Genomic DNA, 16779 nt, shown 5'->3' with positions numbered 1-16779 from the left:
CGGTGAGAGCGCAATGACCATCCAGACCATCAAGGCCCGAGGAATTTCGGTTTCGCTCGACCTCACGGTCGGCCACATCGCCGACATGGTCGTCGAGGGTGGTGGGCGGCAGCTGAAGCCGCTGCACCGCGCGCCCTGGGTCGATGCGAATGAGACGCTGCCGGACAATTTGCCGGAAGGTACGGTTCGGCTGTCCGGCGATTTTCTCTGCGCGCCGTTTTCGCGCAGCGATGTCGAGGAAGCGCCGCTGCATGGCTGGCCGGCCAACAGCGCCTGGGACATCGCCGAAAGTGCCGCGACGGATGATGGCTGGCGCGCGGTCTACCGCCTGCGGCACAAGGTGATGGGTGCCAGCGTCGACAAGATCCTGACGCTGCGCGACGGCCATCCCTTCCTCTACCAGGAGCATGCGTTTTCCGGCGGCCATGGTGCCATCTCGGTCGCGCATCACCCGATGACGGCGATGACGGGCGGCGGCAGGCTGGCCTTTTCGCCGAAGCGGTTTGCGGCGACGCTGGACGACCCGCTGGAGCCGGATCCCGCGCGCGGCCGCTTCCTGCTGGCCTATCCGGCACGATCCGCCGATCTCAGCCAATTCCCCGCCGCCGGCGGCGGTACGCTCGACCTGACGGAATACCGCATGGACGACCGCCGCGAGGATTTCCTCACGCTGGTCGAGGCGGATCATGGCGGGCCGGGCTGGACCGCGCTTGCACGAGAGGCCGAAGACGATCTGGTGCTGGTGCTGAAGAACCCGGCCGAACTGCCGATCACCATGCTGTGGCTCAGTAATGGCGGGCGCGACTACGCGCCCTGGAGCGGTCGCCACCTGGGCGTGCTCGGCATCGAGGATGGCCGCGCCGCCGTCGGCCATGCCGCCTCGATCGGCGACAACTGGCTGAAGCGCGAAGGGGTCGCGACCGCCTTTGCACTGGGCGAAGGCCAAAGCGTGTCCTTTCGCCATGTCATCGGCGCCATTCCGCTGGCCGGCGGCGAGCCGCCACAGGCGATCACGACGGCGGATGGCCGCATACGACTGGTGACGGGTGGCGCGACGCGGGAGGTTCCCTTCGACAGCGATTTCCTGCGCATTGGCCAGCCTGCGCCCGCTTGATGGGATTGCGCGGCCGCAGGGTTTGAAATTTCCGTGAACTGCCGCCAAGATGTGGCCGAAATCATCATGCGGAACATGGTGGATTTGAAGCTCCTGCCAGAGAGGCTCTCATGTCCGAAATCGCCCATCTCGCCGCCACCATCTTCAAGCGTGCCGGCAAGGCAAACCGCTTCATCGTGGCCATTGCCGGGCCACCAGGCTCCGGCAAGTCGACGCTGTCGGCGCGGCTGCATGAACTGCTGCCCGAAGGTGCTTCGGAAGTCGTGCCGATGGATGGCTTCCACTATGACGACGCCGTGCTCGAGCGGCGCGGCTTGCGCACCCTAAAGGGTGCGCCGGAAACCTTTGACTTTGCCGGTTTCGAAACCTTGCTGAAGCGTATCCGGGCCGGCGAAGCCGATATCGCCATCCCGGTCTTCGACCGCAGCATGGAGCTGTCGCGCGCCGCCGCCTCGATCGTCGCCACGGAAACCAAGTTCATCCTGGTCGAGGGCAATTACCTGCTGCTCGACGAAGAGCCGTGGTCGCGGCTGGCGCCGCTGTTCGATTTCTCGATCTTCGTCGACGTGCCGCGCAACGAACTCGAGCGCCGCCTGATGGAGCGCTGGCACGGACATGGCCGCTCCGACGAAGATGCGCGCGCCTGGATCGCGTCCAACGACCTGCCCAACATCGAACGCGTGCTCGCGCGGCGCCGGGCTGCCGATCTGGTGATCGGCCTTTCCGCTTGATTCGACGGATTGCGCAAGGGGAACCTTAAGACTTTCAGGCCGTTATCCCGACACGGCAATTATGCCAAAAGAGGGATTCGGTCCAATGGCAATCAAGGCAAGAAAGCCCGCGCCCGCCAAGGGCAAGGCGACCCAATCCAAGGCCGGCGCCGGCCCGGCGATGACAGCCCGTTCGAAGGACGCCAAGCCGGCCTTCGGCAAGGCAGCGCCGAAGAAAGTGGTGCCGACCGCAGCGAAAGCCGCGCCGAAAGCCGCAAAGCCGAAGAAGCCCGCAAGCTCCAGCGACTCCGTGAGCGGCAGCGCGATGCGCACGGCCAAGGCGACGGCCAACGTCGCTGCCGGCGCGGTCATGGTCGCCGCCCGAGGTGCTGCGTCGCTCGCTGCTTCCGTCATGGGCAAAGGCGGTTCGAAAGCCAAAGCGAAGGCAAAATAGCCGCGCTTCGGAGGCTGGTTCGGCTATCCCTTGGCGGGGATGGTCAGGCCTTTCTGCACCGCCGGCCGCGCCAGGCCGCGCTCCAGCCATGGCGAGACATTGACGAAATCGTCAAAGCCGACGAGTTCGCGGGCTTCGTAGAAGCCGATCAGGTTGCGCACCCAGCCGAGCAGCGAGATGTCGGCGATGGTGTAGTCATTGCCCATGATCCACTTGCGCCCCTTCAGCCGGCCGTCGAGCACGCCGAGCAGTCGCTTTGACTCGTCACGATAGCGCTCCAGAGGGCGTTTGTCGGCGATCTCGCGACCGGCGAATTTGTGGAAGAAGCCGACCTGGCCGAACATCGGCCCGACCGAGGCCATCTGGAAGAACACCCACTGGATGGTCTCGTAGCGGCGCGCAGCATCGATGGGCATGAGCAGGCCGGTCTTTTCAGCGAGGTAGAGCAGGATGGCGCCGGATTCGAACAGGCCGATCGGCTTGCCGTCCGGACCGTTCGGATCGATGATCGCCGGTATCTTGCCGTTGGGGTTGAGCGACAGGAATTCCGGTGTCCAGCTTTCGTTCTGGCCGATGTTGACCCAATGCGGCTCGTAAGGCAGGCCGAGTTCCTCCAGGGCGATCGAAATCTTCACGCCGTTCGGCGTTGTCGCCGAATAGAGCTGGAGCTGATCCGGACGCTTGGCCGGCCAACGCGTTGCGATCGGAAAGGCGGACAGGTCGGCCATGGAAACTCCTGAATGAGGATTCGCGCCGAGCGGCGCGGTTTTGGCGGGTCGGCCAAGGATTAGACGCGGCGCACGGCACGATCAATGGCGTGCAAGGGTTTCGTTGCGCGCGAACAGTCAACGGAACGGCCTGCTTGGGGCAGATCGCGCGCCCGGCCTTTGCGTTCAGACGGCCTTGAAGGCCAGCACGGCATTGGTGCCGCCGAACGCGAAGCCGTTGCTGATCGCGGCGCGCACCTTGCGCTCGCGCGGCACATTCGGCGTGACGTCGAGGTCGCAATCGGGATCGGCCTCACGAAAATTGGCCGTCGGCGGCACGATGCCTTCGCGGATCGCCATCACGCAGGCGATCATCTCCAGCGCACCCGATGCGCCCAGGCAATGGGCGTGCATCGACTTGGTCGACGACACCGAAAGCTTGTAGGCATGGTCGCCGAAGACGCGCTTGATCGCTGCCGTCTCGATCTGGTCGTTGGCCTTGGTGCCGGTGCCATGGGCATTGAGGTAGTCGACATCCTCGGGATTGAAGCCGGCATCGGCCAGGCAGGCGCGCATGGCCGCCGTCGGCCCTTCGACGGTCGGAGCGACAATGTCGGAGGCGTCGGCGGAGAGGCCGGCGCCGGCGACCTCGGCAAGGATGGTGGCGCCGCGCGCCATGGCATGCTCATACGTCTCCAGGACCGCCATGCCGGCGCCCTCGCCGAGCGACAGTCCCTGGCGGTCGGCCGAGAATGGCCGGCAGGTGTCGGGCGCCAGCACGCGCAATGCTTCCCAGCCCTTCAGGATGCCCCAGACCAGCGGCGCATCGGTGCCGCCGGCGACCATCACGTCGGCGCGGCCAAGCCTGATCTGGTCGACGGCCGAGGCGATGGCGTGGTTGGATGAGGAGCAGGCCGAGGTGACACCGAAGACCGGGCCGCGCAGGCCCAGACTCATGCTGACGTGGCCGGAGGCCGCGCTTGGCATAACCTTTGGCACGGTGAAGATACCGGCGCGGTTCTTGCCCTCGACCAGGATGGCACGATAGCTCTCTTCGATCGCCTCCCAGCCGCAGACGCCGACGCCGACGACGGTGCCCATCCGATAGGTGGTGGCTTCATTCGAAGTCAGGCCGGCCTGCTGCATGGCTTCCCTGGCTGCGATCGTCGCCAGCAGGCTGAAGCGGTCCATCGACACGGTCTGCTTGCGGTCGATGCCGTGATCGGGAAGCGCCTTGATTTCGCAGCCGACCTTGACCTTCAAATCATGCAGTTGGGGACTTGTGATCTGGCCGATGGCCGAGCGGCCGGCGCGCATCTCGTTCCAGATCGCGGGCGCGCTGGTGCCGAGCCCGCAAATGCCGCCCATGCCGGTGATGACAACGCGCTGCCGCATTCAGTTCAGGCTTTTTTCGCGATCAGCGCGCGCACAGCTTCGACCATGTCGCCGACATTCTTCAGATTGCTCCAGGCGTCGACCGTGTTCATCTCGATCTCGATGCCATACTCTTCCTCAAGATCGAAGATAATCTCCGTCAGCTCGAGCGAATGGATGCCAAGCGAGGTCAATTCGGTGGTGGTGGTGATTTCTTCGCCGCCCGGCTCGGCATGAGCCTTGATCTTCGCGATGATATCCGTTGCCAGCTGGTCGGCCATTCGGTTCCTTCCCCACTATCTCGACGTTTCCCGACGCCAACTGAGCAGCGCCCCTTTTTCTCCTGGTATCAAGCCGCCGTCGTCGTTTAATACCCCCGCCAAGCGCAGCATGACCGTACCAAGGTGGTTCCCTCTATAGAAACCGAAACGTTGTCAAGCAACAAGCTATATCGAACTCCATATCGACAAAGCCGCCGGAGTGCTTAACGTGCAGGCATGGATATGGGCGAACATGGCGGGATTTCGACGCAGCGCGTTGCGGGCGTCGCGCGGCTTTCCTGCGCGCTCCGTGAGGGCCGCACGCGCCTGCGGCGCCTCTATCAGGACGGCGCCGCCAAGATAAGAATGCCGGCCGTCTCGGCCGATCCGCTCGAAGCGGTGCTGATCAACACCGCCGGCGGGATGACCGGCGGCGACCGTATCGCCTGGGACGTGGATGTCGGCGCGGCCGCTTCGGCATCGATCACCACGCAGGCCTGCGAGAAGATCTACCGGGCGGCATCCGACCGTGCCGAAGTGCGGGTCAATTTGTCGGTCGGGGAAAACGGCCGCATCGCCTGGCTGCCGCAGGAAACCATCGTCTTCGACCGGGCGGCCTTTGCCCGCACGCTCGACGTCGAGCTTGCCGTCGGCGCCGAGGCGCTGGTGCTGGAAGCCGCCGTCTTCGGTCGCCTGGCTATGGGCGAGCGCGCCACGCAGGGCAACTTCCATGACCGCTGGCGCGTGCGCCAGGATGGCGCCCTCATTCATGCCGAGGATTTCCGCATCGGACCCGATATCGCCGCCAGGCTCGACCGCCCGGCCGTTGCCGGCGGCGCGATCGCGGTGGCGACGCTGCTTCTGGTGTCGCCGCGCGCCGAGGCCCTGCTCGACCAGGTTCTGGAGATCGTCGGCGACCAAGGCAGCGCCAGCGCCTGGTGCGTGAAGAAATCTGGCAAGCTTCTTGCGAGGCTCTACGCCGGGGACGGCTACCGGCTGCGCCAGCGGCTGGTTCCACTCGTCGAATTGCTCAACGGAAGGGCGGGGCTGCCCAAATTATGGTCACTATAGGCCTGTCTCTACCAATCCAGGGAAACGCATGAACCTGACGCCGAGGGAAAAGGACAAGCTGCTGATCGCCATGGCGGCGATCGTGGCGCGCAAGCGGCTCGAACGCGGCGTCAAGCTCAACCAGCCGGAAGCGATCGCGCTGATCACCGACTTCGTCGTCGAAGGCGCCCGCGACGGCCGTCCGGTCGCCGAACTGATGGAAGCCGGCGCTCATGTCGTCAGCCGCGCGCAAGTCATGGAAGGCATCGCCGAGATGATCCATGACGTGCAGGTCGAGGCGACTTTTCCCGACGGCACCAAGCTGGTGACCGTGCACGAACCGATCCGTTGAGGAGGACAGGATGCTGGAGCTGCGTCCCAACTGCGAATGCTGCGACAAGGACCTGCCGCCCGAGGCGACGGATGCGCTGATCTGCACCTTCGAGTGCACCTTTTGCGCCGGATGCGTGGAACAGGTGTTGGGCGGCATCTGCCCCAATTGCGGCGGTGGTTTTTCGGCGCGGCCGATCCGCCCGGCAGCGATGCTGAAGAAATACCCGGCGTCGAGTAAACGCGTTCTCAAGGCCGAAGGCTGCGGCCCCCGCAAGGCGGCGTAAACACCAGACCGAGCAAAACGAAAGGCAATAGAATGATCCCTGCCAAACGCCTCTCCCTGTCGGCGATCCTGCTGCTGGCCGCTGCCATGCCGGCCTATGCCCATGTCGGCATCGGCACGGCCTCCTCCTTCACGGCCGGCTTCATGCACCCGCTTTCCGGGCTCGATCACATGACGGTGATGATCGCGGTCGGACTGTGGGCAGCGATCAAGGGCGGCAAGGCGGTTCTTGCCTGGCCGGCGGCCTTTGTCGGTGTCATGCTGGTCGGCGGCGCGCTGGGCATTTTGCATATGCCGCTGCCCTTCGTCGAACCCGGCATACTGGCCTCAATCGTGGCGCTCGGGCTGCTGGTGGCGCTGGCGGTCGATCTGCCGGTCTCGGCCGGCGTCGCCATCATCGGCCTGTTCGCGCTGTTCCACGGCCACGCGCATGGCACCGAGGTGCCGGAGAATGCCGGCGGGCTTGAATACATGGCCGGCTTTGCCATCGCCACGCTGTTGCTGCATGCCACCGGCATCGCCGCCGGTCTCGGTCTCGGCATCCGGTTCCGCGGCTTGGCCCGTACTGCCGGTGCCGCCTGCGCGGCGATCGGCATCGGCCTCGCCTTCGGCATCGTGTGAGGGTGACCATGATCCCCGGTGAGATCATCACGGTGGACGGCGACATCGAGCTCAACAAGGGCCTGCCGACCGTCACCCTGAAAGTCGCCAACAGCGGCGACCGGCCGATCCAGGTCGGCAGCCACTACCATTTCTTCGAGACCAATGAGGGGCTGAAATTCGACCGCGAGCGTGCCAGGGGCATGCGTCTCGACATTGCCGCGGGCACGGCCATGCGTTTCGAGCCGGGCCAGGAGCGCGACGTCACGCTGGTGCCGCTCGGCGGCAAGCGCGAGGTCTACGGATTTCAGCAGAAGGTGATGGGCAAGCTGTGAGATCTCCCGGCGCGCTCAGCTCAGTTCGATGGCTTGGCCGCGGCGTAGATGACGATCTTTCCGGGATTGTCGAATTCGACGGCGAGGACATCCTGCGCCTGCACGCGCCGCGATTCGATGGCGTTGAACAGCAGCGCGTTGGCCTCGATCTCCTTGCGCAGCTCCGTGATGTCGTCTTGATGCTGCTTGACCTTGCTTTCGATCTCCGGCGGCGGGCCGCCTTCGCTGCGCGCGGCGTCGGTGAGGAACACGATGTCGACCTTGTCGAGCTTGGACGTCTTGCGCACCGTACCGATGTTTTCACGCGTGCGGTCGATCGCCGTGTTGACGCTGCGGGCTTCGGCGGTGGCCTTGGCCTCTTCCTGCTTGACCTGCGAGCCGACGATGCGGTTGACGGTCTCCGTGCTTTCCAGCCCTTGCGCTTTCAATCCGGCAACAGACCCTGCCGCCGCCAAGAACGCCGTGGCGGCGACTGCCTGCATTCTGGTCAAGAAAGAAGTGATCGCCATCGCTCGCTCCTGAGAGAAGTCGTTTCGGGGCGCGGGTTAGCGCGAAAAGAACAAAACGAATCCCGCCCGGCGAAGGTTCCTTTCCCGATGCGGCCGGCAGGCCGGATGCCGGCCCGCCGTGCCGTCTCGTCAGCTCGCCTTCTTGGTGATCAGGGTCAGTGCGCCATTGGGTTCCATGCTGGCGGCGACGACTTGCGCCGAACTGAGCCCCTTGGCTTCCAGCGCCGACTTCACCTTGGGCGTGGCGTCGATCGAGCTGCGCAGTTTCTTCAGGCCGTCATCGCCACGCTGGGCGATCACCTGGTTGACCTGCGTCTGGGTGTCCTTCGGCAACTCGGTGATGTCGACGATGTTGACGCTCTGGATCGTCGGCACCGCCGGCTGAGCCTGGGGCGTGGCTGGAGCAGGCGTTGCCGGCGCCGGAGCGGGCTGTGGCGCGGGTTGCTGCTGGGCACTGGCGGCGCCCGCCAGCATCAGGCTGGCAGCGGCGGCAAGAATTATTGTTTTGCGCATGGATTTTCCTTTCCATCGATTGGCAAACGGCCGGTCTGGGGTGACCCCCTAACCTCAACCGCCAAATGGGATCAGAAGGTGTCGCCCAGCGGGTCATTGCGTGACCATAGGATGGCAGCAGTGTGCAGCGGCGCTTCAATCCCACCGCATTTCGGCAAACCGCATTTCAGGAGCAATCGCTGATGGCCAGAATTACCCGCGCCGCCTATGCGCAGATGTATGGCCCGACGGTCGGCGACAGAGTGCGCCTTGCCGACACCGAACTGTTCATCGAGGTCGAGAAGGATCTCACCATCCATGGCGAAGAGGTGAAATTCGGCGGCGGCAAGGTGATCCGCGACGGCATGGGCCAGAGCCAGGTTTCCAGGGCGCAAGGCGCCGTCGATACCGTCATCACCAACGCGCTGGTGATCGATGCTAGCGCAGGCATCTTCAAGGCCGACGTCGGCCTCAGGGACGGGCGCATCACGGCCATCGGCAAGGCCGGCAATCCGGACACGCAGGATGGCGTCACCATCATCATTGGTCCCGGCACCGAGATCATCGCCGGCGAGGGCAAGATCCTGACCGCGGGCGGCTTCGATGCGCATATCCACTTCATCTGCCCGCAGCAGATCGAAGAGGCGCTGATGTCAGGCATCACCACTATGCTCGGCGGCGGCACCGGTCCGGCGCACGGCACGCTGGCCACCACCTGTACGCCGGGGCCATGGCACATGGCCCGCATGATCCAGTCCTTCGATGCCTTCCCGATGAACATCGGCCTGTCGGGCAAGGGCAATGCCTCGCTGCCCGCAGCCCTCGAGGAAATGGTGCTGGGCGGCGCCTGCTCGCTGAAGCTGCACGAGGACTGGGGCACGACGCCGGCGGCGATAGACTGCTGCCTGTCGGTCGCCGACGACTATGACGTGCAGGTGATGATCCACACCGACACGCTGAACGAATCCGGCTTTGTCGAGAACACCGTCGCGGCTATCAAGGGCCGCACCATCCACGCCTTCCACACCGAGGGCGCCGGCGGCGGCCACGCGCCCGACATCATCAAGGTCTGCGGCCTGCCCAACGTCATCCCGTCCTCGACCAACCCGACGCGGCCCTACACGGTCAACACGCTGGCCGAGCATCTCGACATGCTGATGGTCTGCCATCATTTGTCGCCGTCGATCCCCGAAGACATCGCCTTTGCCGAAAGCCGCATCCGCAAGGAAACCATCGCGGCGGAAGACATTTTGCACGACATCGGTGCCTTCTCGATCATCTCATCGGACAGCCAAGCCATGGGCCGCGTCGGCGAAGTGGCGATCCGTACCTGGCAGACCGCCGACAAGATGAAGCGCCAGCGCGGCTCGCTGCCGCAGGAGACCGGCAACAACGACAATTTCCGCGTCCGCCGCTACATCGCCAAATACACGATCAACCCGGCCATCGCGCATGGACTGTCGAAAGACATCGGCTCGATCGCGGCGGGCAAACGCGCCGACCTGGTGCTGTGGAACCCGGCCTTCTTCGGCGTCAAGCCGGACATGGTGCTGATCGGCGGCATGATCGCCGCCGCCCCGATGGGCGACCCCAACGCCTCGATCCCGACGCCGCAGCCGATGCACTACCGGCCCATGTTCGGCGCCTATGGCAAGGCAAGGACCAACTCGTCGGTGACCTTTGTTTCGAAAGCCGCGCTCGAATCAGGCCTGCACGGCAGGCTTGGCGTCGACAAGCAGTTCGTCGCCGTTGAAAACACCCGCGGCGGCATCGGCAAGCATTCGATGGTGCTCAACGACGCCACGCCGCATGTCGAAGTCGACCCGGAAACCTACGAGGTCCGTGCCGACGGTGAATTGCTCACCTGCGAACCGGCGACGGTGCTGCCGATGGCGCAGAGGTATTTTCTGTTTTGAAGCGGCGATTCGACCGGGCGAGCCTTATCCGTTGCAGCCCTTGGTGGGAGGCAGCAATATGCGGCCGACCACCAGTTGCATTGTGATCGAGCATGGCCACCGAAATCGCTTCCGCCCACGACATCTTCCCGCATATCCGCATCGTCATGGGCATGGTGATCGGGCTTGGCGTCGCCCGCCTGCTGTCGGGGGTGGCGCGGATCGTCCAGCATCCCGGCCAATACAAGCTCTATCCCGTGCATCTGGCCTGGGTCGTCTCGGTGCTCCTGATGCTGGTGCATTTCTGGTGGTGGGAGTTCGGCCTCTACGCCATCGAAACCTGGACCTTCGGCAAGTATCTGTTCATCATCTTCTACGCGATCACGCTGTTCCTGCTGTGCGCGCTTTTGTTTCCCGATTCGATGCTGGAATACACCAGCTACGAGGATTTCTTCTATTCGCGCCGGGCGTGGTTCTTCGGCCTGCTGGCGGCGACCTATATGCTCGACGTGGTCGACACGCTGCTGAAGGGGCCGGAGCATTTCGCCCGCTTCGGCAGCGAGTACCTGTTCCGCACGCCGGTCTTCGTCGCGCTTTGCATCATTGCGATCCTGGTGCGCGACCGCCGCTTCCATATCGCCTTCGTGACGGCGGCGCTCATCTATCAGATATCGTTCATCCTGCGGCTCTTCGACACCATCGTCTGAACGAACGCGATGGTCTAGCTTGTTGGGGAAAGGCAGGGTTCGACATGTACAAGGCCGTTGGATCGCGCGGATCCCGGGTCAGCCGCGTTCTCTGGATGCTCGAGGAGCTCGGGCAGCCTTATGAATTCGTCGAGGTCAGGCTGCGCTCACCGGAAGCCTATGCGCTCAACCCATCGGGCAAGGTGCCGATCCTCATCGATGGCGAACTGACGGTGACGGATTCGGCGGCGATTTGCGTCTATCTCGCCGACAAGCACGCGGACATGGGCATGAGCGCCAACCCAGGCCTAGCCGGTCGCGCCGAAATGGATTCCTGGATGCATTTTGCGCAGAGCGAGCTTGAAGCGCCGCTGTGGAACAAATTGCGCCATCGCTTCCTGCTGCCGAAGGACGTACGCGTCGATGTCGGTCCTGCGGCGGCTTACGATTTTGCCTCGGAGCTGAAGGCGCTGGAGCGGCGGCTGGGCGACAAACCGTTTGCGCTGGGCGCTCGGTTTTCCGCCGTCGACGTGCTGCTCGGCGACATGGGCGGCTGGGCGCGTGCCGGCCGGTTTGAGATCGAGTCCGAACGCGTCAACGCCTATTTCGACCGCGTGCTGGCGCGGCCTGCGCGTGTGCGGGCACAAGCAAATGGAGGATCCATGAAATGAAGCTCAACCTCAACACCGACTTCACCAAATTCCCGCGCGCCGTCTCCGTGCTGTCCGCCGGCAATGCCGGAACCACCCTACCGTCCGGCCGGGCCATTCTCGCCCATGACGAACGCCATCTGCGCCGCCGCGCCATCGAGCTTGCCGACGGCAGCAAGGTGCTGGTCGACCTGCCCGAGCCCGTCGCCTTGAACGATGGCGACCGTCTGGTGCTGGAGGATGGCGGCCATATCGAGATCATCGCGGCGCCGGAAGAGGTCTACGACATCCGCGCCCGCGACGGCGTGCATCTGGCCGAGCTCGCCTGGCACATCGGCAATCGCCATCTCGCGGCGAGCATCGAGGCCGGGCGCATCCTCATCCTGCGCGACCATGTCATCAAGGCGATGCTGGAGGGGCTGGGCGCCACCGTGACCGACGTGTCCGAACCGTTCAAACCGGTGCGCGGTGCCTATTCCGGCCATGATGGGCAAAGCCATGATCACGGCCATGCGCATGCGCACAGCCACGCGGAAGCGCACAGCCATTCTCATGGCGAAGCGCATTCCCATTCGCACAGTCATGCCGGCCATCGCCACGATCATGACTGACCAGCCTTCGAACATCGCCCTGCTGCGGCTGATGGCGTGGCTGTCGCCTGCCTTTCCGGTCGGCGGCTTTTCCTACAGCCATGGTCTCGAGCGCGCGGTGCATGACGGGCTGATTGCCGATGCCGACAGCCTCGCCTGCTGGCTGGAAACGCTGGTCGAGATGGGCTCCGGCTGGAACGATGCCGTGCTGTTCGCCGAGAGTTGGCGCCGCGCGCGCAACGCAGGCGATCTCGATGAAGTAGCGGCACTCGCGGAGGCGCTGGCCGGCTCGCGCGAACGCCACACCGAAACCATGCTGCAGGGTGCGGCCTTCCTCAAAGCGGCGGCGGCCTGGCCAAATCCAGTGCTGGAGCGCTTGCCGGCTGAATGCGCCTATTGCGTCGCCGTCGGCGCCATTGCCGGCGGCAACGGCATCGGGCTTCAGGACGCGCTGTCGGCCTTCCTGCAAACCTTCTTCTCCAACCTCGTGCAGGCAGCGATCCGGCTTGGCATCGTCGGCCAGAGCAAAGCCACAGCTCTGTTGGCCGGCTTCGAGCCACTGGCCCTGGCGACCGCGACCCGCGCCGCGCGCTCGACACTCGACGATCTCGGTGGCTGCGCCTTCGTTTCCGATGTCATGGCGATGAAGCACGAAACCCAGTATTCGCGATTGTTCCGTTCATGATCCTTCTCGCCTTCTCGCTTTCGACCGTTCTACTCCTGATTACCGCGCTGCACGCCTATTGGGGCCTTGGCGGCATCTGGCCGGGCCAGGATGCGGCCTCCTGCGCTCACGCCGTCGTCGGCTTTCGCGGCGTCGATGAGATGCCGACGCCGTTCGCCAGTTTCGCCGTCGCCGCGTGCCTGTGCCTGGCGAGGCTGTGGCCGCTTGCGCTCATAGGCGTCTTTGCCTCGCCCTTCCCCCAGGAGGGGCTCGCCGCCACCTCGCTGCTCATCGGTCTGGTGTTCCTGGGACGCGGCATAGCCGGCTTCACGCCGTGGTGGCGGCGGCTGACGCCGGAACAGCCTTTCGCGCGGCTCGATGTCCGCTATTATTCGCCGCTGTGCCTGTTGATCGGGCTCGGCTTTGCCATCCTCGCCATCACGGAGTTTCCGACATGACACAGACAAATGGTCCGCTGCGCGTCGGCATTGGCGGCCCGGTCGGTTCGGGCAAGACGACGCTGACCGAAAAACTGTGCAAGGCGCTGCGCGACGAGTTTTCCATCGCCGTCGTCACCAACGACATCTACACCAAGGAAGACGCCATGATGCTGGCGCGGCTGCAGGCGCTGCCCGAGGACCGCATCATGGGTGTCGAGACCGGCGGCTGCCCGCACACCGCCATCCGCGAGGACGCGTCGATCAATCTGCAGGCGATCGCGCAGATGAACAGGAAATTCCCGGATCTCGACATCGTCTTCATCGAATCCGGCGGCGACAACCTCGCCGCCACCTTCTCGCCCGATCTCGCCGACCTGACGCTCTATGTCATCTCGGTTTGCCAGGGCGAGGAGATCCCGCGCAAGGGCGGGCCGGCAATCACCCGCTCCGATTTCCTGGTGATCAACAAGAGCGACCTTGCTCCTTACGTGAACGTCAACCTCGATGTCATGGAGAGCGACGCCGGCCGCATGCGCGGCAAGCGGCCGTTCGGCTTCACCGACCTGTCGCGCGGCAAGGGGCTGCAGGAGGTGATCGATTTCATCATCGAGCATGGCGGCCTGCGAGCCGGCGCTGCCGCTGCCAGCACGGCGGCGTGAGACAGCTATCCCTGCACCAACCAAAACCGGTTGCGGGGATCGACTGGCCACGGCATTCTTGCCGAAACCGGAGGATTTTTCGATGAGCCTTGCCCGTCTGCAAAAGGAAACGCTGACCAACCTGCCCTACTATGAGGAGCGCGTCGATCTCGCCTGCGCCTTCCGCTGGACGGCGCGGCTCAACATGCACGAGGCTGTGGCCAATCATTTCTCGCTGGCCGTCAATGATGGCGGCACACAATTCCTGATGAACCCCAACCAGGTGCATTTCTCGCGCATCAAGGCGAGCGACCTTCTGATGATCGATGCCAACGATCCAGAAACGCTCTCCGGCCCCAATGCGCCCGACCCGACGGCGTGGGGGCTGCATGGCGCCATCCATCGCAATGTGCGTCACGCGCGCTGTGTCATGCATGTGCACTCGATCCACGCCACGGTGCTGGCATCGCTCGCTGACTCGACATTGCCGCCGATCGACCAGAATTCGGCGATGTTCTTCAATCGCCATGTCGTGGACGCGCATTATGGCGGGCTGGCCTTCGAGGAGGAGGGCGAGCGCTGCTCGCAGCTTCTCGTCGATCCCAAGGTCAAGGTGATGGTGATGGGCAATCACGGCGTGCTGGTCATCGGCGATACGGTCGCCGATGCCTTCAACCGCATGTTCTATTTCGAACGCGCCGCCGAGACCTACATCAAGGCGCTTTGGACCGGCCGCCCGCTGCGCACGCTGTCAGATGCGATCGCCGAAAAGGCCGCGAGCGAGATGGACGACTATCCCGGCCAGGCCGAACGCCATCTCAGCGAATTGAAGGCGATCCTCGACGAGCAGGAACCGGCCTACCGGAACTGATTGCCTTACAGGCCCAGTTCAGCCCGCAATTCCTCGGCGCTGTTGATGACGACGGCGCCGGGCGGTCCGCCCATCGGCGTTTCCGGCCAGAAGATCGTCTTCATGCCCGCCGCCAGCCCTGCCATGGCGCCCGGCCAGCTGTCGTCGATCGCCACGGCGTGCGCGGGGTCGACGCCGGCCAGATACGCGGCGCGCAGGAACGGCTCGGCATGCGGCTTGCCTTCGCGCACATCGTTGCGGCTGATCGTCTTCATGCCGGGGTAGATCAGGCCGACCATGCTCAGATTGGCGTCGACGATCATCCGGTCCGAATTCGAGACCACGGCCTGCTGGATGCCTCTTGCACGCAGCTCGTTGAAGATCTCGATCGCGCCGGGGCGCGGCTTCAGGCTCTCCACCAGCGGCAGGTAGTGTTCGTATTTGCGCACGATCCAGTCGTCGAAAGGCAGGTCCAGGCCGAACTCGTCGCGCATCATCTCGTAGACCGGCCAGGCGGCAACGCCGAGCACGCGCTCATGCAGATCGTCCGGCGGGACAAGGCCGACATTGCGCATCGCCGCCATCAGGGCTGCTTCATGCAGCGGTTCGCTGTCGACAAGCGTGCCGTCCATGTCCCAGAAAACCGCTTTCGGCATCATGTGAGGCTCCTTTTTGCCATCCCTTAAAGGGTTTGAGCCGGGAGATAAACCTTCGGAGCGCAAGAACCTGCCGCCTGCCGAGACCGCGGCCAAGTCTCTTTGGCGACAGAGACTTCGTGGGAGAAGAAAAACTGGGCCGTGCTTACGTCGATGAACAGCAAGCAATTGCTCCCGAGATTGACAATTGCGCAGTTGGCCGTTCCCTGCGAAAGTGGGGCATGGGCCGCTCTCACAACCGGCGGTCTCGGGAGGCAGGACTTTGAATAGCCGGCAGGATGGTGGCAGCAACAGGCTGGACGATGCGGCGCGCGCCGGCTGGCTTTATTATGTTGCCGGCAACACACAGGACCAGATCGCTTCGACGCTCGGCATTTCGCGGCAGACGGCGCAGCGGCTGGTATCGCTGGCGGTGTCGGAGGGCTTGATCAAGGTTCGCGTCGACCATCCGATCGCCAACTGTCTCGATCTGGCGGCACGGCTGAGATCGCGCTTTGCGCTCGATCTGGTCGAGGTGGTGCCGAGCGACCCCAATTCGTCCTCGACCACGATCGGCATCGCCGAGGCGGCTGCCGCCGAGATCGAGCGGCGGCTGCGGTCGCCGACCCCGATCGTCATGGCGATCGGCACCGGTCGCACGCTAAAGGCGGCGATCGAGCAGCTGCCGCCAATGGAATGCCCGCAGCACAAGGTGGTGTCGTTGACCGGCAACATCTCGCCGGACGGCTCGGCCGCCTTCTACAACGTCATCTTCACCATGGCCGACAGGGTCAAGGCGCGCTCCTTCCCGATGCCGCTGCCGGTCATCGCCTCGTCGCCGGAGGAGCGCGAGATGCTGCTCAACCAGCCGATGATCCAGCCGACGCTGGCGCTGGCGGCGGAAGCCGACGTCACCTTCATCGGCATCGGCGATCTCGGCCCCAAGGCGCCGCTCTACGAAGACGGCTTCATTTCGGAGAGCGAATTGAAGGCGCTGCAGAAGGCCGGCGGCATCGCGGAGATCGTCGGCTGGGTGTTCGATAGGGAGGGCCGCATGATCGAGGGCATCACCAACGACCGGGTGTCGTCGGCTTCGCTACCGTCACGCGAGAAATCGCTGGTCATCGCACTGGCCATGGGCGAACGAAAGCTGCCAGGCATCCTAGCGGCCGCGAACCGGCGGCTGATCAACGGCCTCATCACCGATGAACGGACCGCCGCCGCCCTGCTGGCTGGCATCTGACCGGACCCACAACCGGTTTGCGATAAGGCCAACCGCACTAGCCGTGCCGCCCGAAAGGGTCGTTGCCATCGAGAAACCCGAGATCGCGCTGCAGATGCGGCGACAGGTCCCTGATATCGAGATGTGCCCGTTTTTTGGTCGCGAACCAGCCGAATCCATCCGTCAGCCACGAAAACCAGCGGTGATCCGGTGCGGGAGTGCATTTTTGCTGCGCCATGGTCATGATCGTCAACCTTCGCTATCCTGGACCCGAATGACGGGTTGACT

The 16779-nt window shown here is 64.4% G+C and carries 24 protein-coding genes; 17 read left to right on the top strand and 7 right to left on the bottom strand.

Annotation, left to right across the window (positions count from 1 at the left end; genetic code table 11):
• Positions 1-13: 13 nt before the first annotated feature.
• From NKI99_RS12720 to NKI99_RS12710, 3 genes are all read left to right on the top strand, one after another.
• On the top strand, positions 14-1114 hold the full coding sequence (locus NKI99_RS12720; RefSeq protein WP_352610987.1) for a hypothetical protein: 1101 nt from the start codon (positions 14-16) through the stop codon (positions 1112-1114).
• Positions 1115-1224: 110 nt separating this feature from the next.
• On the top strand, positions 1225-1845 hold the full coding sequence (locus tag NKI99_RS12715; RefSeq protein ID WP_352610986.1) for a nucleoside triphosphate hydrolase: 621 nt from the start codon (positions 1225-1227) through the stop codon (positions 1843-1845).
• Between the two features lie 85 nt (positions 1846-1930).
• Positions 1931-2278, top strand: coding sequence for a hypothetical protein (locus NKI99_RS12710; RefSeq protein ID WP_352553299.1), 348 nt, complete (start codon positions 1931-1933; stop codon positions 2276-2278).
• A gap of 23 nt (positions 2279-2301) precedes the next feature.
• Here the strand turns inward: NKI99_RS12710 and NKI99_RS12705 are convergent, their stop codons facing one another.
• From NKI99_RS12705 to NKI99_RS12695, 3 genes are all read right to left on the bottom strand, one after another.
• Entirely contained in the window at positions 2302-3006 is a 705-nt protein-coding gene (locus tag NKI99_RS12705; protein ID WP_352553086.1) for a glutathione S-transferase family protein, read from the bottom strand.
• A gap of 165 nt (positions 3007-3171) precedes the next feature.
• The gene (locus tag NKI99_RS12700) at positions 3172-4380 is read right to left on the bottom strand and encodes a beta-ketoacyl-[acyl-carrier-protein] synthase family protein (RefSeq protein WP_128304230.1); all 1209 of its coding nucleotides are present in this window, start codon (positions 4378-4380) and stop codon (positions 3172-3174) included.
• A gap of 5 nt (positions 4381-4385) precedes the next feature.
• Positions 4386-4640: an acyl carrier protein gene (locus tag NKI99_RS12695; protein WP_013528393.1), complete on the bottom strand. Its 255-nt coding sequence runs from the start codon at positions 4638-4640 to the stop codon at positions 4386-4388.
• A gap of 216 nt (positions 4641-4856) precedes the next feature.
• On the opposite strand from NKI99_RS12695, the gene NKI99_RS12690 reads away from it, so the two are divergent.
• The 5 genes from NKI99_RS12690 to NKI99_RS12670 are packed head-to-tail and all read left to right on the top strand — an operon-like array spanning position 4857 to position 7220.
• Positions 4857-5690 carry an urease accessory protein UreD gene (locus tag NKI99_RS12690; RefSeq protein WP_502897880.1) on the top strand — a complete coding sequence of 278 codons (834 nt, stop codon included), beginning with the start codon at positions 4857-4859 and terminating at the stop codon, positions 5688-5690.
• Positions 5691-5718: 28 nt separating this feature from the next.
• Positions 5719-6021: an urease subunit gamma gene (locus NKI99_RS12685; protein WP_352610985.1), complete on the top strand. Its 303-nt coding sequence runs from the start codon at positions 5719-5721 to the stop codon at positions 6019-6021.
• Positions 6022-6031: 10 nt separating this feature from the next.
• Positions 6032-6286 carry a DUF1272 domain-containing protein gene (locus NKI99_RS12680; RefSeq protein ID WP_027161066.1) on the top strand — a complete coding sequence of 85 codons (255 nt, stop codon included), beginning with the start codon at positions 6032-6034 and terminating at the stop codon, positions 6284-6286.
• A 32-nt stretch (positions 6287-6318) separates the two neighbouring features.
• Complete coding sequence (locus NKI99_RS12675) at positions 6319-6906, top strand: HupE/UreJ family protein (protein ID WP_128304229.1); 588 nt, start codon at positions 6319-6321, stop codon at positions 6904-6906.
• An 8-nt stretch (positions 6907-6914) separates the two neighbouring features.
• Complete coding sequence (locus NKI99_RS12670; RefSeq protein ID WP_352440554.1) at positions 6915-7220, top strand: urease subunit beta; 306 nt, start codon at positions 6915-6917, stop codon at positions 7218-7220.
• 20 nt (positions 7221-7240) lie between these two features.
• Here the strand turns inward: NKI99_RS12670 and NKI99_RS12665 are convergent, their stop codons facing one another.
• Positions 7241-7729 (bottom strand): hypothetical protein, encoded by a 489-nt coding sequence (locus NKI99_RS12665; protein ID WP_352610984.1) that lies wholly within the window; start codon positions 7727-7729, stop codon positions 7241-7243.
• A gap of 129 nt (positions 7730-7858) precedes the next feature.
• Positions 7859-8242 (bottom strand): hypothetical protein, encoded by a 384-nt coding sequence (locus tag NKI99_RS12660; protein ID WP_127289442.1) that lies wholly within the window; start codon positions 8240-8242, stop codon positions 7859-7861.
• 182 nt (positions 8243-8424) lie between these two features.
• Here NKI99_RS12660 and ureC point away from each other — a divergent pair, with 182 nt between their 5' ends.
• The 8 genes from ureC (at position 8425) to NKI99_RS12620 (ending at position 14655) form a co-directional block, all read left to right on the top strand.
• Positions 8425-10137 (top strand): urease subunit alpha, encoded by a 1713-nt coding sequence (gene ureC / locus NKI99_RS12655; RefSeq protein WP_502896737.1) that lies wholly within the window; start codon positions 8425-8427, stop codon positions 10135-10137.
• Between the two features lie 92 nt (positions 10138-10229).
• Positions 10230-10823: a hypothetical protein gene (locus tag NKI99_RS12650; RefSeq protein ID WP_352610983.1), complete on the top strand. Its 594-nt coding sequence runs from the start codon at positions 10230-10232 to the stop codon at positions 10821-10823.
• 44 nt (positions 10824-10867) lie between these two features.
• A complete protein-coding gene (locus tag NKI99_RS12645; protein ID WP_023810695.1) occupies positions 10868-11473 on the top strand; it encodes a glutathione S-transferase family protein in 606 nt (201 codons plus the stop codon).
• Positions 11470-12063 (top strand): urease accessory protein UreE, encoded by a 594-nt coding sequence (gene ureE / locus NKI99_RS12640; protein ID WP_023810696.1) that lies wholly within the window; start codon positions 11470-11472, stop codon positions 12061-12063. Before NKI99_RS12645 ends, ureE begins: the two co-directional genes overlap by 4 nt.
• Positions 12056-12727 (top strand): urease accessory protein UreF, encoded by a 672-nt coding sequence (locus NKI99_RS12635; protein ID WP_023810697.1) that lies wholly within the window; start codon positions 12056-12058, stop codon positions 12725-12727. The genes ureE and NKI99_RS12635 overlap by 8 nt, the downstream gene beginning before the upstream one ends.
• Positions 12724-13164 (top strand): DUF3995 domain-containing protein, encoded by a 441-nt coding sequence (locus NKI99_RS12630; protein WP_352610982.1) that lies wholly within the window; start codon positions 12724-12726, stop codon positions 13162-13164. Before NKI99_RS12635 ends, NKI99_RS12630 begins: the two co-directional genes overlap by 4 nt.
• Positions 13161-13805, top strand: a complete 645-nt coding sequence (ureG, locus tag NKI99_RS12625; protein WP_013528407.1) for an urease accessory protein UreG — start codon at positions 13161-13163, stop codon at positions 13803-13805. The genes NKI99_RS12630 and ureG overlap by 4 nt, the downstream gene beginning before the upstream one ends.
• Positions 13806-13887: 82 nt before the next feature.
• Complete coding sequence (locus NKI99_RS12620; protein ID WP_292338211.1) at positions 13888-14655, top strand: class II aldolase and adducin N-terminal domain-containing protein; 768 nt, start codon at positions 13888-13890, stop codon at positions 14653-14655.
• A gap of 5 nt (positions 14656-14660) precedes the next feature.
• Here the strand turns inward: NKI99_RS12620 and NKI99_RS12615 are convergent, their stop codons facing one another.
• A complete protein-coding gene (locus NKI99_RS12615; protein ID WP_352440557.1) occupies positions 14661-15293 on the bottom strand; it encodes an HAD family hydrolase in 633 nt (210 codons plus the stop codon).
• A gap of 259 nt (positions 15294-15552) precedes the next feature.
• On the opposite strand from NKI99_RS12615, the gene NKI99_RS12610 reads away from it, so the two are divergent.
• A complete protein-coding gene (locus tag NKI99_RS12610; RefSeq protein ID WP_023810701.1) occupies positions 15553-16512 on the top strand; it encodes a sugar-binding transcriptional regulator in 960 nt (319 codons plus the stop codon).
• Between the two features lie 37 nt (positions 16513-16549).
• Here the strand turns inward: NKI99_RS12610 and NKI99_RS12605 are convergent, their stop codons facing one another.
• A complete protein-coding gene (locus NKI99_RS12605; RefSeq protein WP_023810702.1) occupies positions 16550-16735 on the bottom strand; it encodes a hypothetical protein in 186 nt (61 codons plus the stop codon).
• Positions 16736-16779 lie beyond the last annotated feature (44 nt).

It is taken from the genome of Mesorhizobium sp. M0239 (assembly GCF_040321815.1).
Taxonomy (GTDB): domain Bacteria; phylum Pseudomonadota; class Alphaproteobacteria; order Rhizobiales; family Rhizobiaceae; genus Mesorhizobium.
The sequence above is the reverse complement of the archived record's forward strand: the minus strand, read 5'-3'. Positions and strand labels throughout refer to the sequence as shown.